Genomic DNA, 15,420 nt, shown 5'->3' with positions numbered 1-15,420 from the left:
GAGCGCCGGTGGCGTTCCCTGTCCACTTCAAGAAGCGGCCGCCGCGAGTTCGCCGTGCGCCGGCGCTTTCCGTGTGTAGCGGTTGACTGGACGCGACAGCCCCAGATGCTCGCGCAGCGTGCGGCCCGTGTACTCGGTGCGAAAAAGTCCGCGTCGCTGCAATTCGGGCACGACGGTATCGACGAATTCGCTGAGCCCGCCCGGCAGCCACGGCGACATGATGTTGAAGCCGTCCGCGCCTTCCTCTTCGAACCATTGCTGCAACTGGTCGGCGATGCTTTGCGGCGTGCCGATCACCTGCTGATGTCCGCGCGCACCCGCGATACGCAGATACAGATCGCGGATCGTCAGGTTGTCGCGTCGCGCGAGGTCGAGCAGCAGCCGTTGCCGGCTCTTGCCGCCATTGGTTTCGGGAAGCTCCGGCACCGGTCCGTCGACCGGATACTGCGACAGATCGATGCCACCCGACATGTTCGACAGCAACGCGAGGCCGACCACCGGATCGATCAGCTCCTGCAACGAGTCGAACTTGTCGCGCGCTTCCTGCTGCGTCTTGCCGATCACCGGGAAGATGCCCGGCATGATCTTCAGGTGCTGGGGCGAGCGTCCGTAGCGCGCGAGCCGTCCTTTGACGTCGCGATAGAACTGCTGCGCTTCGTCGAGCGTCTGATGCGCGACGAAGATCACCTCGGCCGTTTGCGCGGCCAGCTCGCGCCCGGCTTCCGATGCGCCCGCCTGCACGACGACCGGCCAGCCCTGCGGAGAACGCGCGACGTTCAACGGTCCGCGCACACTGAAGTGCTTGCCGCGATGGCCGAGCACGTGCAGCTTGTCGGCATCGAAATAGATGCCGCTCGCCTTGTCGCGCACGAACGCATCGTCTTCCCAGCTGTCCCATAGGCCCGCGACCACGTCGTAGAACTCCTTCGCGCGCTCGTAGCGCACTGCGTGATCGAGGTGTTTGTCGCGGCTGAAGTTGTGCGCTTCTGTTTCCGTGCTCGACGTGACGAGGTTCCATCCGGAACGGCCGCCGCTCAGATGATCGAGCGACGCAAATTTGCGCGCGACGTTGTAGGGCTCGTTGAAGCTCGTCGACACGGTCGCGATCAGCCCGATGCGATCCGTCACGACCGACAGCGCGGACAGCAGCGTCAGCGGCTCGAAGTGATCGGCGCGCGCGGTGCGAGAAAGCGACGGCAGATGTGTGTCTCTCACGCTGACGCTGTCCGCGAAAAAGATGGCGTCGAACTTCGCCCGCTCGGCAATGCGTGCGAGCTGCGCGTAGTGCGCGAAGTCGAGGCCACCCGCCGCATGCGTGTCGGGATGACGCCACGCGGCGATGTGATGGCCCGTCTCCATCAGGAAGGCACCGAGGCTCATCTGTCGTTTGTGATGTGATGCTGCGCTCACTGCTCGCTCCTTGTGATGGACTTCGAGGAAAGATGGTCTCGATCGGTGCGGACGTCAGCCGGCGTTTTCGGTGCGCTCGGAGAAATCCGCGAGGATCTGCTCGCGCAATTGCACGAAACGCGGGTCACTGCGATCGCGCGGCCGCGGCACGCCGACATGCGTAACGCGCTTGATGCGGCCAGGGCGCGGCGCCATCGTCACTACGCGATCGCCGAGATGGATCGCTTCGTCGACGTCGTGCGTGACGAGGATCATCGTGATGCGTTCGCTTTCCCAGATCCGTTGCAGCTCGTTTTGGAGACGCGCGCGCGTGAGGGCGTCGAGCGCGCCGAACGGTTCGTCGAGCAATAGCACGCGCGGGCGATTCACGAGTCCGCGCGCGATCGCCACGCGCTGCGCCATGCCGCCCGAGAGCTCATGCGGATACGCGTTCTCGAAGCCTTGCAGGCCGACGAGCGCGACGTGCTCGGCCACCGCGTCGCGCTTGTGCTGCGGCGACAGCGGCGCGTTGCGCAGTGCGGCGAGAATGTTCTGCGATGCCGTGAGCCACGGAAACAGCCGGTGATCCTGAAACACGATGCCACGTTCGAGCGACGTATCACGCACGCGCTCGCCGTCGACGCTGATCTCGCCGCGATAGTCGGCGTCGAGTCCGGCGACGAGCCGTAGCAGGGTGGACTTGCCGCAGCCGCTGGCGCCGAGCACGCTGATGAATTCGCCGGCCGCGATGTCGAGTGAGATATCGTCGAGCACCAGCAGGTCGTCGTCCGCATCGCGTTGGCGCGCATAACGTTTGCTGACACTGCGAATGCGGATGCCTTCGGAAACCGTGGTGGTCATGAGTTCGCTTCCTGTTAATGAGCCGCTTGACTGATGAGCCGCCTCAAGCGACCGCGCGTTCCCTCGGCGCACCGCTGCGGCGCGCCATCACGCGCCGCTCGAGGCCGCGGGCGAGCGCATTGAGCGCCCAGCCCGTCAGTCCGACGACGCCGACGCCGAACAGCACGAGATCCATCCTGAACTGCTCGCTGCCGTCGATCAGCGTATTGCCGATGCCGCTGCCCGCGACGAGCAGATATTCGGCGCCGAGAGTCGCGAGCCACGAATAGATGAGCCCCAGATAGAGACCGGTGAAAATCGTCGGCAACGCGGCGGGCAGGATCACGTAGAGGATCAGCTGGATGCGCGAGTAGCGCAACGCGCGCGCAACCTCGACATAGCGACGCGGCACCGCGTGTATGCCGTCACAGGTATGGGCCGCGACGGGCAGCAGCGCCGCGAGCGACAGGAACACGACTTTCGCCATGTCGCCGAGGCCGAACCAGACGGAGATCAATGGGATCCACGCGAACAGCGAGATCTGCTTGAACGTATCGAACGTCGGTCCGATCAGTCGCGCTGCGACGCGCGAGAGCCCGAGCGCCGAACCGAGCACGAGGCCGCCTGCGGTGCCGATCACGAAGCCGCTAGCCTCGCGCGCCAAAGAAGCCGACAGCGCGCGCAGCAACGCGCCGCTCTCGATCTGCTGCCACGAGGTATGCGCGACCTCGGCGGGGCTCACCAGCAGGCCGCTCTTGACGAGGTGCAACGCCGAGGCGAGCCACCACAGCGCGAACACTGCGAGCGGCAGGACGAGCCCGCGCCAGTTGAAGGCGCTAAGACGGCTCCTGAGCGCTGCCACGCGAGTCGGCCGGGCAGGGGCTTCGCAACTGCATGGCGGCGGAGCGCTTCGCCGTGGCTCGAAGAAGCGGCGCAGCGCCTCGGAAGCAGCAGTGAGTGACATGACAGAGTCCCGAAACGAAGCGCCTACTCGCGAAACGCCGAAGGTTGGCCGCGCCGCAGCCGTGCTTCGAACGCATCGAGCAGACGGTTGATCGCAAAGCCGATCGCGCCGACGATCACGACGGACGCCATGACCAGGTCGAGTTGAAAGAGCTGGCGCCCATTGACGATCAGATAGCCGAGCCCTTCCGAGGACGCCACCAGTTCGACGACGACCAGCGCGAGCCACGCTTTCGTGAAGGCGAGCCGCACGCCGGTGGCGAGCGTCGGCACGGCGGCGGGTAGCACCACGTAGGCGATGCGCTGCCAGCGGCCATAGCCGAACACGCGCGCGACTTCGTCGAGTGCGGCGGGCGTCTGGCGAAAGCCCTGCATCGTGCTCAGCGTGACGGGCACGAGCGCGGCATGCGCGATCAGAATGTACTTGAGCGGCTCGCCGACACCGACGAGCAGCAGCAGGAACGGCAGCCAGCCGAGCACGGGAATCTGCACGAGCGCATTGAAGCCCGGCAAAACATACGATTCAATGGTCCGCGATAGACCGAGCGCCGCGCCGATGACGAAACCAGCCAGCGTGCCTGCGCCGAAACCCAGCAGCACGCGCTGCAGGCTCACGAACGTATGGTGCGCAAGGTCGCCGCTGCGCGCGAGGTCGCACAGCGTGTCGAACACCATCTGCGGCGGCGGCAGGATTTGCGGCGCGATCCACCCACGTTCGCAACCGAGGCTCCACAGCGCGAACAGCGCGGCGGGCAGCAGCCAAGGCGCGAGATGCCAACCGAAGGCCCGCGCACGCCGCTGCAGATTGGCCTTCGGCGTCGCCTTCGCCTTCGCTTCATTCGCCATGCGCGCCGGTGCGTGCGCCGCGGCCGGGGACCATTCGCCAAGCACCTTGCTCATCGTCGATCTCCGGTCAGCCGAGGGGTTTGCCTTGCGCGTCGTAGCGCGTCCAGTAGTGGTCGAGCGACTGGCTGTGCAACGCGTTGTCGAGATAGCGCGGCTCGAACCAGCCGTCGACGTCGACGGGCTGGCGGATCAGCTTGAGCTTCAGCGCATCGCCGGCCACGGCCTTGTAGCGCGCGACGATGAACGGATCGATGAGCGGCGAGTTGCGCGACTTCAGTGGCTGGTTCGCGAACTCGGCCTGCCACGAGGCGTAGCTGACGCCGCTCTTCGCCCAGAGCTTGAACAGCGCGTCGCGGTTCGCTTCATCGGACGACCATTGCGCGCCTTTGACGAACACGTTGACGACGCGTTGCACGATGTCGGTATGCGCGCGGTCGAAATCATCGAGCACGAGCAGGTGCGATTGCCGCGTGAACTGCGGACCGGCCGTCTGCGATTCGTAGACGATCTTCGCGAGACCCTGGTCGCGCAGCTTGTAGACGTGATAGTCGTTGACCGACGCATCGATACCTTTGGACGACAGCGCCGCGAGCGAGCTGGCCGAATCCAGATTGATCACGCGCAGATCGCGCTCGTCGAGCTGGTTGGCGGCGAGCACGTTGTCGGCGACGAGCTGCAAGTTGGTGCCGCGAAAAATCGACACACGGCGACCCTTCAGATCCTTGATGTTCTGCACGGGCGAGTCGGGCGGCACGGCGAACTTCACGCCGACACGCACACCCGATTCGAGCAGGATGCGCGTCTTTAATCCGTTCGCGCGGCCGAGCACGGACGGCAGATCGCCCTGAAACGCGAAGTCGAGCGACTTGTCGGCGATCGCTTCGTTGACCGCGGGGCCCGCGCCCTTGAAGAACAGCCATTCGACCTTGATGCCGTCGGCGGCGAATTCTTTTTCGAGCAGTTGAAGCTGCTGCACGGTGGCGGCGGGCGAGCCGCCGAAGGTCGGTGGGTCGCCTGCGCCCTGCTGCGCGACGCCGATGCGGATCACTGCAGGTTTGTCTGCGTGCGCCTGGGACACCGTGAATGCCAGTGCGGCGGCGAGCAATGCGGATTTCACCAGGGAGAGCGTACGCAGAAAGTTTCGTGGGATTCGATTAGCCATGGATCGGGACGATGCGCAGCGCGGCGTGGTCGTGGAGTGCTAATTCTTGTCGACGCATCTCCTAAGAACAAGGAAGCATTGCAGCTATGGATATGCGCGGCCGTGCTTTTCTGTTTCCACGAGGTGGCGCTGGACCGGACGGATGCGTGTCGCAGAGCGGCTTGAGGACGTTCCATAGCGAGGATGATCGCTGGGGCGGATGTTGTTTCGGCTTGCGTGCCGGAGTGCTGATCAAGTGGCTGAAACTCGGGCCAGCGCGCTGCTGACGAAAGTTGGCATCGCACACAAGGCCGATGCGTGGCCCGCCACGCTGTCGGGCGGACAGCAGCAGCGCGTGGCGATTGCCTGGGCGCTGGCGCCGTCGCCCGAGGCCGATGTTCAGATACGGCCCGAAAAACGGGGGGCCATAGAAGTATTTGATATATCCATAGATTGCACCTGGCGCAGGACTGCACGCGAATGCGGAAACGCTAGCGATCTGATCTGAGCAGTGCTCGCGCCAGAAGCCGGGCGATGCCGTCGAGCGCGAAGCCGAGCGCACCGATCACGAGAATGACCGCGGTTAGCTCGGAATAGGCGAGCCGGTCCCGCGTATCGAGGATCAGGTAGCCGAGTCCGGCGCTGACGCCAAGCATCTCGGCCGGCACGAGTACGATCCATAGAATGCCAATCGCGAGCCGGATGCCATTGAGAAGTGGACCGGCGATCGCGGGCAGGATGATGTGCAGCAGCAGTTCGCTGCGCGTCGCGGCCAGACTTTCGCCGAGCCGCAGCCACCGCCGGTCGATCTGCGCGACGCCAGCGGCCGTGCTCATCAGAACCGGCCACAAGGCGGCGAAACCCAGCAGGAAATAGATTGCGCGGTCTCCGATACCGACTGACATCACCGCGAGCGGCATCCATGACAGCGGCGACACCATGCGCAAAAACTGGAAAGTCGGCGACAGCGTATGCTCGAGCGATTGCACGCGGCCGATCAGAATCCCGAGCGGGACTCCTACCAACAGGGCCAGCCCGAGTCCAGTGCCGACGCGCCGCAGACTGACGAGCGCGTGCTCGGCCAGGTGGTCCTCCGAGAACAGCGACGGCAGGCTCGCAAACGCGCTATCCGGCGCAAACTGTCGGCCAAGCGAGCCGGGCCCGGTCATCGCGTGAGTCGCGACCCACCAGATGACGAGCGTCGCGGCGAGGCCTGCGGCACCGAGCCAGACTGCGCGAGAAGTCACGGCGCGACCCGTGTCGCGCCTGGGTGCCGTTCCGCGTGCGGGGGCGCTGCGATCGATGCCGGAAATCGCGTCAGACAATGATGGTCTCCTCGCGGTTGAATGCATCCTGGAGCCCGAATGCGGAGAGGCCACCGGCCAGCTCGATGCTTCTGCGCACGAACCGGTCGTCGACAAGATCGTTCGCCGCGAACGTGGGGTCGAGCGACGAAAGGAACCTGCTGTCACCGTCGACGACCGTGTTCTTCAGGCGACGAACGAGCGCCTCGGTGTAGCTTGGAAACGGATACGGCTGGAAGTCGATCCGTTTCTCATGCCAGTCGACATGGCGGATTGCGCCACTTGCCCGATAGGTGTCATCGAGCGTCGTCGACGGGACCAACACGCGGTCCAGTGCCGCAAGCGTATGCGGCGTGTAACGGTGCGTACCGTCCTTCGAGAGCAATTGCGCGGTTTCCTGCGGACGAGTGCGTGCCCACAATTGCGCCTTCACGATCGCGTTGACGACCTTCTGCGACCAGCCGGGGCGTTGCGTCAGGTCGGCTTCATGCATGAACACGACGCAGCACGCGTGGTTCTTCCAGACATCGCCCGTGAAGCGAAGTATCTTGCCAATTTTCAGCAGTTCCGCCGTCGCGTTGAACGGCTCGGCGACGACGTATCCGGCGAGCTGACGCGACGCGAGCGCGGGCGGCATGTCGGACGGCGCCATGACCACGAGATTGACCTCGTTCGCAGCGGGCGCGCCGCTGCGCTTGAGAACCGGCGTGAGACCCTGCTGACGCAGCATGTCCTGCAGCACGACGTTGTGAATGGAGTACCAGAAGGGGATCGCAACGGTCTTGCCACCGAGATCGTGCAGCGAATTGACCTCGGGCGCGACCGTCAACCCCGAACCGTTGACATGGTTCCACGCGACGACCTTCGCCGGCGCACGGCTGCCGTATCGCGCCCATACGGTCATCGGTGCGAGCAGATGCACGACGTTGACCTGGCCGGAGAGGAATGCCTCGACCAGTTGCGCCCAACTGCGCAAGAGCTTCGGCTGCTCGACCGCAAGTCCCTCGGACTCGAAGTAACCGTTATTGTGCGCGACCAGCAGTGGCGCAGCATCGGTGATCGGCAGATAGCCGATGCGAACGGGCGCGTCAGGCTCCGTCGCGGCTCGCGCGCTCAGACTGGGAGCAGGGGCGCTGCGCCCGTGGCGGTGAATAGCGCCGCAAGCTTCAGCCATTCGCGGCGGGACATGGGTATTTGGCACATGGGTCGGCAGTCAGGTCAGGGGATAGCTGTTGGATGCGCGGGGGCGCATCATGTCGGCGCGCAGAGATCTCAGGATGTCGATGCGCATCGCGCCGAGTTCACCGACAAATTCGTCGCGCGGATGCGGGACATTGACGTGCCATGTACCGACAAAGCGGCCGTGCGATCCGAGCAGCAGAATGCGATCGGCCACGAGCAGCGCCTCGTCGATATCGTGGGTCACAAGCGCGGTCGCGCATCGGAGCGTCGAGACGAGCCGCACCAGCAACTGTTGCATCGCCGCACGCGTCACCTCATCGAGCGCGGAGAAGGGCTCGTCGAGCAGCAGGACGCGAGGCTGACGCGCAAGCGCACGCGCGAGTGCGACGCGCTGCGCCATGCCACCGGAGAGTTGCGACGGTCGGAGCGCCGCGGCGTATTCCAGGCCGACCGCGTGCAGCGCGGAGCGGACGCGCTCCGCGCGTTCGAGTCGCGTCAGGCGATCCTGGTGCGCGAACGTGAGCCCGAAACCGACATTCTTCCCGGCCGAAAGCCACGGCAGCAGACAGGGGTCCTGAAACGCGAGCGCGACCTTGGGATGCGGGCCATTGAGCAACGCGCCCTCGACCGACACCGAGCCCGACGATGGGCGCACGAGGCCTGCGAGCGCCCTTAACAGCGTCGACTTGCCTGAGCCGCTCGGCCCGAGAAGCGCGACCACTTCCCCCGTCTCGATAGAGAGCGAAACGCCGGCCAGCACCTCCGTCCGACCCGGCTGGCCATAGCCGAGCGTTAGCGCCTGCGCGTGAAGCGTCGGGCGCGTCACGCTGCGATACTCCGTGCCTGCCTGGCAAGCTGAGCCTTCAACTGGACTACGCTCGGCGTGACGATCGGAATAAACGCCGCTTCGCGCCACTGGCGATCAAAGCCGAGTCCGGCATCGCGCAAATATCCGCGCCCGCCGCTCGCCTCCAGTTCGAGGTTCACCGCGTTTGCCACCAACGCGGCAATCTCGATGCGCAGCTCGAACAGCCGGTTCGGTCGCGCCCGAAGACTTCCATCAGCGATGCCAGACGAGAGAAGGCTACATGCGGTTGTCAGCCCCTCTACGCACCCTTGCACCTCTGGTCCGAGAATGCTGCGTGTCGTTTCCGCCGCGCGCCGCGCCTCGGCAAGCGAGCGCCGCGCGAGTCCGATCGAGAGACCGCACTGCAATCCAAGGAATGCGGCACGAACCGCTGGCAGGAATTCCTGTGCGTCCGGGTGGATCAGCCAGTCGGCACTGCTCGGCACATTCTCGAGGAGCAATGCGGCCGTGTTGCTGCCACGCAGCGCAATCAGGTCGAGATCCGCGCTGCGCGTGAAGCCGGGCGCGTCGTTCGGGATGGCGAAAATCGCGGAAGGGCGACCATCGCGATACGACACGGCTGCGGCCACGACGAACTGCTCGGCCCGCAGGTTTGTCACCCAGGCCATCTTGCCCGTTAGCCGCCAGTTCCTGGCGGTATGGGTGTCCTGCGCCGCTTCGATCTGAAGCGATTCAATCCCGGACAGGTACTTCATCGCGTTCGACAGGCCGCTCGCACCTGCAAGCGTGCCGTCGAGCAGCGGCGACAACAAACGCTTGCGCAGGTCGGCATTGGGGCTTTGCAGCAGATACTCGATGAAACTCCGCTGCCCCCAGAAAACGAACGCAGCGGTCAACGAGTGCTCTGCCACTGCGGCGATGCTTGCGATGGCGTCCATCGTCGTTCCACCCGAACCACCGAGCGTAGCCGGCACGCCGATCCGGAACAGCCCGGCGGACGCGAGGCGCGGCACGACATCAGCGTTCAGGTCAGTGCCCGTGTCGAGTCGCGTGGCATGCGAGTCGAGCCAGTCGACGAGCGATGCGTCGAGGGCTGGCGCTATTAAGCGGCCTGTGTCTGAGGTTCCCATCTGTAAGCCGCCAGTTCGGGGTTGAGTTCATTGCGTGCAAGATTGTTCGCGAAATTGCACAGCGTCGCGAGACTTACTCCGAGCACGACCTCAAGGGCATTCGCTTCGGTGAAGCCGGCTGCGAGGAATGCTGAAAGCGCGTCATCAGCAACTGCACCGCGCGTGGCGATCACTGCGCGCGTTAAACCGGCCACGGCGGCCAGCCGTGCATCCGTGATCGGCTTGCCGTCGCGCAGCGCGTCGACGTCGGCACGATCGACGTTGGCTTTTTTCAGCGCCGCGGCGGTGTGCCCGGCCACGCAGAAGCTGCAACCATGAATGGCGGCTGCGGTGATCTGGACTGCTTCGCGTTCGGCGAATGTTAGACCCGAACGGCTGTTGATTTCGGAGACGGTCAGATAGGTTTCGAGGGCGACCGGCGCATTCGCGAGCGAGCGAACCAGGTTTGGCAGGAAGCCATTCGCGCGCAGCGACTTTTCGAGGAATGGCTGACTTGCACCGGGGGCACTTTCAACGGTTTGCAGGGGAAGACGGCTCACAGGTTTCTCCAGGAGAAGCAGTGAGATCATTGTCGAGGCTGCCCCGGTCACGGACAATGCGCGAGCGTTCGCGATTCCTGTGCGTTTGTCCCGAGAAACGGGGCGTTCGAGTTCCGCTAGTGCAGGCGAGCGACCGACTGCGACAAGCCGTCGCGCTGCCGACGCCATGCGCCGGGCTGCGTGCCCATCGTGCGTTTGAAGGCGTGGGCAAACGCTGATTCGGACTGGTAGCCGACCATTTCGCCGGCGCGCGAGATCGGCAAGCCCTGCTGCAACAGATCTGCCGCGAGACGCATGCGAATCAGAGTGACGAACTGCATCGGCGGATGCCCCGACGCTTCGCTAAAGTGCTTGTAGAAGGCCGTGCGCGACATATTGGCGAACGCAGCCATTGAGTCTGTCGTCCAGGCGTCGCCGGGAGATTCGATAATCGTGGCAACGAGCGTGCTGAAGCCTGTCCGCTGCATGAGGGCCGCGAGTCCACTAGTGACGGTGTCGTGATGCGCGGCGTCCCGCACCGCGTAGAACAGCAGCAGTTCGACGAGCCGGTCGATCAGCGGCGAGGGCTCGTCGATGCCGCGCTGACCTTCGACGCGAATGAGATCGAACAGGCCGTGGATACCCCGATAGGCGTCGTCGCCGTGCTGCACGATCAGAATTTCCGGGAAAAGCGAGACTATGGCGCGCGAGACTACTGACTGGAATTCGACGAAGCCGCAGGCCAGCCCGACGCTACCGCTTATTGACTCGTCGAGCGGCTGCATTGTCCCGCGGCGCTCGATCGGCTGATCGCCTGCGACGGTCCCGACCTTCGGATTGATCGGGTCGGGCGAGAGCCAGTGCGGTACATCGCGCAGCAGAAAGACCGCTTCACCTTCGGATACCGGAATGCTCTCGCGACCATCAGCGAAGTGAAGCCACATCGAACCGTGCAGGACGATATGAAAGCTGGCCTTCGCACGACCGGCGGTCGACGCTTGCCAGTCGCCACAATACTGCCCGACATGAAAGAGTTCGCTTCTAGGTTCCAGGCTCGATAGCAGCCAGTGAACGACCTTGTCTGTTTGCGCGGACATTCCGATGCCATGATGGTAAGTTCGACCTAAGCATGCTAAGGGCATGCACCACGCCGCTCAAAAGAACAATTCGTTGAAAGCATATTCCCGTGCTGCCGCCGGGGGCGCATGCGAGCACTTCCGGAGTGTGCGCCGAGCCGTGGTTATTGGGTCACGTGCTGGGAGACCGTGATGGATCAGATCCACGATGGAGATGTACACGATTTGACTTTGTGCAGACTTCGCCTGTATGGCTGGAAACTAACTGAAATTGTCCCAAAGCGATCGTAACTGGAGCGTCACTGGCAACCCGATATACGTAGACTGTTCCTCTCCACCTGTCGGAGATGGGTGATCTTGACGGGCGCTGGGAACCGATAAGAGAAGCCATCCTTTTAGCGCGGAATTCAAGCAATGCAAACATTCGATCGGTATTGGCTCGTAGATGTGCCCCGTTATCCGGATCATGGCTATGCGCTGCTGGCCGAGCGCATCAAACGCTTGCTGAAGAGGGCTGCCGACGTCCTGTTCGTTCAGGCCGAGGCGGTGCTCGCGCTCGAAGCCGTTGCCGCAAGTATCGCGAGGCAGCGGATCGTAGCCGTCAATGTCGTGACGAGTCCCTACGGCAGATGGTTTGGCGGCTGGTTGCGGCGGGGCGGGGCGATCGTTCACGATGTGGCGGCGACAATGAGACAACCCGTCGAGTCATCCGCCGTCGCGAACTGCCTTGAGACGCTGGAGCATGTCGATATCTTAGCGGCTGTTCACGCGGAGTCGTCCAGCGGCGCATTGAATCCGCTCGCGCAATTGGCTGCGCTCGCAAAATCGCGTCATGCTCTTTTCGCCGTCGATGCCGTCGCGTCAATCGGTGGGCATGTCATCGACGTGGATGGACTCGGAATCGATATCGCGGTAATCGGCCCGCAAAAGGCGCTAGCAGGTCCAGCCGGTGTGTCGGCTGTCGTACTCGGTCAACGCGCCCTGGACCACATCGCAAAGATGCCCGACTTTGCGCCTTCGAGTCTATCCTTGGCGGCGCTCAAACGAGACTGGCTGGACCGTGGACGGCCCGGGTTGCCGGGGACACCGTCGGCGCTGGAATTCTGGGCCCTGGAAGCGGCGCTCGACCGTATCGAAGCCGAGGGCATTGAGCGCGTGATCGAACGTCATCAGCAGGCCTCGCGCGCGACTCGGTCGGCGCTGCGGGCGCTCGGCGTATCGCCGTGGATCGCGTGCGACGACGCCGCTTCAGCGCTTGTCACGTCGGCCCCGGTGCCGCGTGGCGTCGACGGTCAGGAACTGATCGCACAAGCTTTGCGTTACGGTGGAGAACTCGCGCCCGGGGTCGGCGACGTCGCTGGGCACATCGTGCGTCTCAATCACACCGGTCTGAACGCGAACGCGGATTCGGTCCGCTCGAACGTCGTGGCGTTTGGGCGTTGACCGAAGATCTGTGAAACTGTCAAGACTGCGGGCGGCGCGCACGCGGAACGAAACGAAACGCCCTGGGAAGGGCATGGGGTCATCGTCTATCCTTCCTGTGTGGTAGGGGTGTGTTATCAGGTGCGGAGTTGGGAGGGAAGCCATGCGCGTCTGTAACGGTTTTGTCGGGTGCGTCGGTGGCACGCCGCTCATCAGGCTCGCGCGGCTCAGCGAGGAGACCGGCTGCGAGATTCTCGGCAAGGCGGAGTTCATGAATCCCGGCGGTTCGGTCAAGGACCGCGCGGCGCTCTCCATCATCGAGGACGCCGAGCAGCGGGGCGAACTCGGGCCAGGAGGCACCGTTGTCGAGGGCACGGCTGGCAATACCGGCATCGGCCTTGCCCATATCTGCGCGGCGCGCGGCTATCGCTGCGTGATCGTCATTCCGGACACGCAGTCACCCGCGAAAATGGAGCTCTTGCGCGTGCTGGGCGCCGAGGTTCGCGCGGTGCCGGCTGCCCCGTACAAAGATCCGAACAATTACCAGAAGATCGCCGGGAGGCTCGCTGAAGAACTCGACGGCGCGATCTGGGCGAATCAGTTCGATAACCTCGCCAACCGCAAGGCGCACTACGAGACGACGGGGCCTGAAGTATGGCGGGATACCGCCGGCACGGTCGATGCGTTCGTCTGTGCCACAGGCACGGGCGGTACGCTCGCCGGAGTGGCACGCTTCCTCAAGGAAAAGAACCCTGCCGTGCGGATCGTTCTGGCGGACCCGCACGGCAGCGGCTTGTACAGCTTCGTGAAGACGGGCGAAATCCAGGTGGAAGGCAGTTCGATTACCGAGGGAATCGGCTCCAGCCGCGTCACTGCAAATCTCGAGGGCACGCCGATCGACGACGCCTGCCGGATCGATGACCAGTCCTGCGTCACGATGGTCTACCGGTTGCTGCGGGAAGAAGGCCTCTACGTGGGCGGCTCGACGGGTATCAACGTGGCGGCCGCCGTCATGCTTGCCCGCGAAATGGGCCCGGGCCATACGATCGTCACACTGCTGTGCGACCGCGGTGAGCTTTACCGTGCCCGTCTTTTCAATCCCGAGTGGCTCAAGGAACGGGGGCTGGTTGCGGCCTGACCGGGCGGTGGTCGAGTTTTCGGCGCAATCGCTGTCGGGTTATTCGCGTGGTCTTTCCCATCGCGAATTCCATGTCCTACTAAACATTGCAGAATTTCTTCTATAGCGTGAACGGCTCCGGGGTGAAATCGGCCGAGGCGGTCAGTACGACAAGGGTTTCGCCGTGAGGACCCTTGTAAAAGAGTTTGGCCTCGCAGTGCGGGATCTGCGCGCGGCGCGTGCATGGTCCCAGGAGCAGCTCGCAGAATTGGCGGGGTTGAGTCGCTCATACGTCAGCAAAGTCGAACGGGGCACCGTTGTCGCATCGCTTGATACGATAGACAGGCTGGCGCGTGCGTTTGGCTTGACGGCGGCGGAACTGCTCGCGCAGCAGGATGCGAGGTTACAAAAACCGCTGGCTCCGCTCGGCGAATCCGCGCTGCCCAACTGAGGCGCTTCGCTAGAACGTCCGTCCTTCGACAAGGTGCGTTTTGACGCCGTTCAGCACATAGTCGCCAATCACCTTCGCCTTGTGGCTGAGCGGATTGTGGCTGAAGATCGTGCGCAGATTGCGCCAGTGCCGGTCGAAATTGTATTTCCGCGAGGTGGCCGAAGCGCCGCCTGCATCGAAGAGTCGCTCTCCCGCCTGGAGTGCGAGTCGCCCGACCACGATCTGGGTACGCGCGGTTGCGAGCGCGCTTTCCAGAACGAGTTCGTCCGCAGCCGGATCGGCGTGCAGGATCGCATCGGATGACCGCCCGAGCGTGCGCGCGTTGTCGCGAACGAGCGCGTCGATGCTGTGGCTCAGTGCGGAAAGTTCGCCCACCACCTGCTGGATGAATACGTCCTCGCGAGCACTGGGCGCAGTCGTGTGCAAGACCGGGCGACCATGCGCCGTCACGTATGCACGGGCATCGGCGACAATATTGCGGACGATCCCCGCCGCCACCGCCACGAGATGCAGCTGACGATAAGCGCCGCCATGCCGGCCGATCAGCGACGGATAGCCCTTCTCGACGACTTCGGCGGGCTCGACCCGCACGTCTTCGAACACCACGCTGCCGCTCGCCGTCATGCGCTGACCCATGCCGTCCCAGTCGTCGAGCACGGCCAATCCCTCGGAGCGCACCGGGATGATCGCGGTGACGCCGTTGCCGCGCTCGTCCACCAGATTGGTCCGTACGAAGTCGGCGTAGGCAGTGCCGGTCGTGTAGTACTTTTTGCCCGACACGCGGAAGTGATCGCCCTTGCGGCGCAGGACGGTCTCGATCTGGCCCGCGCGCGCGGTGCCCTGTTCGCCCGACGCGCCACCATACAGCGCACCTTCGACGATCCGGCGGATCTGGCGGTCGTGGAACGGCGTGTGCGGTGCGAGCCGCATCGACTCGACCACGTCGAAATGCACGCGCAGCGCATGCGCGACGTTCGATTCTGCGGCGGCCAGTGTCGTGACCACGTGGATTGCGTCTTCGAGCGAGCCGCCGAGCCCGCCGCGCTCCGCGGGAATGCGCAGGGAACCGAGGCCGGAGCGACGGAATGCATCGAAGGCCGCGAACGGGAGCTCACGGCGGACTTCGCGTTGAGCCGCGTCGACGCCGATTTCCTCGGCCAGCGCGGGTAGCGCAGCGAGTGCGTCGCGCAGACGGCTGGTGGAGGCAGATGCGTGCAGGGTGGTGCTACTCAT

14 protein-coding genes and 2 pseudogenes are annotated in these 15,420 nt (G+C 64.3%); 4 read left to right on the top strand and 12 right to left on the bottom strand.

Annotation, left to right across the window (positions count from 1 at the left end):
* Window positions 1–27: 27 nt before the first annotated feature.
* The 5 genes from G5S42_RS33240 to G5S42_RS33220 all read right to left on the bottom strand — a co-directional run bounded on the left by G5S42_RS33240 (window position 28) and on the right by G5S42_RS33220 (window position 5,200).
* Entirely contained in the window at window positions 28–1,380 is a 1,353-nt protein-coding gene (locus G5S42_RS33240) for an LLM class flavin-dependent oxidoreductase (RefSeq protein ID WP_176111949.1), read from the bottom strand.
* Between the two features lie 84 nt (window positions 1,381–1,464).
* Entirely contained in the window at window positions 1,465–2,250 is a 786-nt protein-coding gene (locus tag G5S42_RS33235) for an ABC transporter ATP-binding protein (protein WP_176111022.1), read from the bottom strand.
* 43 nt (window positions 2,251–2,293) lie between these two features.
* The gene (locus G5S42_RS33230) at window positions 2,294–3,193 is read right to left on the bottom strand and encodes an ABC transporter permease (protein ID WP_176111021.1); all 900 of its coding nucleotides are present in this window, start codon (window positions 3,191–3,193) and stop codon (window positions 2,294–2,296) included.
* 23 nt (window positions 3,194–3,216) lie between these two features.
* A complete protein-coding gene (locus G5S42_RS33225) occupies window positions 3,217–4,038 on the bottom strand; it encodes an ABC transporter permease (RefSeq protein ID WP_176111948.1) in 822 nt (273 codons plus the stop codon).
* Window positions 4,039–4,105: 67 nt separating this feature from the next.
* Entirely contained in the window at window positions 4,106–5,200 is a 1,095-nt protein-coding gene (locus G5S42_RS33220) for an ABC transporter substrate-binding protein (RefSeq protein WP_376777040.1), read from the bottom strand.
* A gap of 238 nt (window positions 5,201–5,438) precedes the next feature.
* Here G5S42_RS33220 and G5S42_RS45860 point away from each other — a divergent pair.
* Window positions 5,439–5,570: pseudogene (locus tag G5S42_RS45860) on the top strand (ATP-binding cassette domain-containing protein); the annotation flags it as partial.
* A 100-nt stretch (window positions 5,571–5,670) separates the two neighbouring features.
* On the opposite strand, the gene G5S42_RS33210 reads toward G5S42_RS45860, so the two are convergent.
* The 6 genes and pseudogenes from G5S42_RS33210 to G5S42_RS33185 all read right to left on the bottom strand — a co-directional run bounded on the left by G5S42_RS33210 (window position 5,671) and on the right by G5S42_RS33185 (window position 11,218).
* Window positions 5,671–6,531 (bottom strand): ABC transporter permease, encoded by an 861-nt coding sequence (locus G5S42_RS33210; protein WP_176111020.1) that lies wholly within the window; start codon window positions 6,529–6,531, stop codon window positions 5,671–5,673.
* A pseudogene (locus tag G5S42_RS33205) lies at window positions 6,497–7,686 on the bottom strand (ABC transporter substrate-binding protein). Before G5S42_RS33205 ends, G5S42_RS33210 begins: the two are co-directional and overlap by 35 nt.
* 10 nt (window positions 7,687–7,696) lie before the next feature.
* Window positions 7,697–8,491, bottom strand: coding sequence for an ABC transporter ATP-binding protein (locus tag G5S42_RS33200; protein WP_176111019.1), 795 nt, complete (start codon window positions 8,489–8,491; stop codon window positions 7,697–7,699).
* On the bottom strand, window positions 8,488–9,603 hold the full coding sequence (locus G5S42_RS33195; protein ID WP_176111018.1) for an acyl-CoA dehydrogenase family protein: 1,116 nt from the start codon (window positions 9,601–9,603) through the stop codon (window positions 8,488–8,490). Before G5S42_RS33195 ends, G5S42_RS33200 begins: the two co-directional genes overlap by 4 nt.
* Window positions 9,576–10,142 carry a carboxymuconolactone decarboxylase family protein gene (locus tag G5S42_RS33190; RefSeq protein WP_176111946.1) on the bottom strand — a complete coding sequence of 189 codons (567 nt, stop codon included), beginning with the start codon at window positions 10,140–10,142 and terminating at the stop codon, window positions 9,576–9,578. The genes G5S42_RS33195 and G5S42_RS33190 overlap by 28 nt, the downstream gene beginning before the upstream one ends.
* Window positions 10,143–10,258: 116 nt before the next feature.
* A complete protein-coding gene (locus tag G5S42_RS33185) occupies window positions 10,259–11,218 on the bottom strand; it encodes an AraC family transcriptional regulator (protein WP_176111017.1) in 960 nt (319 codons plus the stop codon).
* 393 nt (window positions 11,219–11,611) lie between these two features.
* Here G5S42_RS33185 and G5S42_RS33180 point away from each other — a divergent pair, with 393 nt between their 5' ends.
* From G5S42_RS33180 to relB, 3 genes are all read left to right on the top strand, one after another.
* A complete protein-coding gene (locus G5S42_RS33180) occupies window positions 11,612–12,640 on the top strand; it encodes a pyridoxal-phosphate-dependent aminotransferase family protein (protein WP_176111016.1) in 1,029 nt (342 codons plus the stop codon).
* Window positions 12,641–12,782: 142 nt separating this feature from the next.
* On the top strand, window positions 12,783–13,757 hold the full coding sequence (locus G5S42_RS33175; protein ID WP_176111015.1) for a cysteine synthase A: 975 nt from the start codon (window positions 12,783–12,785) through the stop codon (window positions 13,755–13,757).
* A gap of 163 nt (window positions 13,758–13,920) precedes the next feature.
* Entirely contained in the window at window positions 13,921–14,187 is a 267-nt protein-coding gene (relB, locus tag G5S42_RS33170) for a type II toxin-antitoxin system RelB family anti-toxin (protein WP_176111014.1), read from the top strand.
* Between the two features lie 9 nt (window positions 14,188–14,196).
* Here relB and G5S42_RS33165 read toward each other — a convergent pair whose 3' ends face one another.
* Window positions 14,197–15,420 carry an acyl-CoA dehydrogenase family protein gene (locus G5S42_RS33165; RefSeq protein WP_176111013.1) on the bottom strand — a complete coding sequence of 408 codons (1,224 nt, stop codon included), beginning with the start codon at window positions 15,418–15,420 and terminating at the stop codon, window positions 14,197–14,199.

The sequence above is a fragment of the Paraburkholderia youngii genome (genome assembly GCF_013366925.1).
GTDB lineage: Bacteria > Pseudomonadota > Gammaproteobacteria > Burkholderiales > Burkholderiaceae > Paraburkholderia > Paraburkholderia youngii.
Note: the sequence above shows the minus strand (reverse complement) of the source record. Positions and strands in the feature narration are given on the sequence as shown.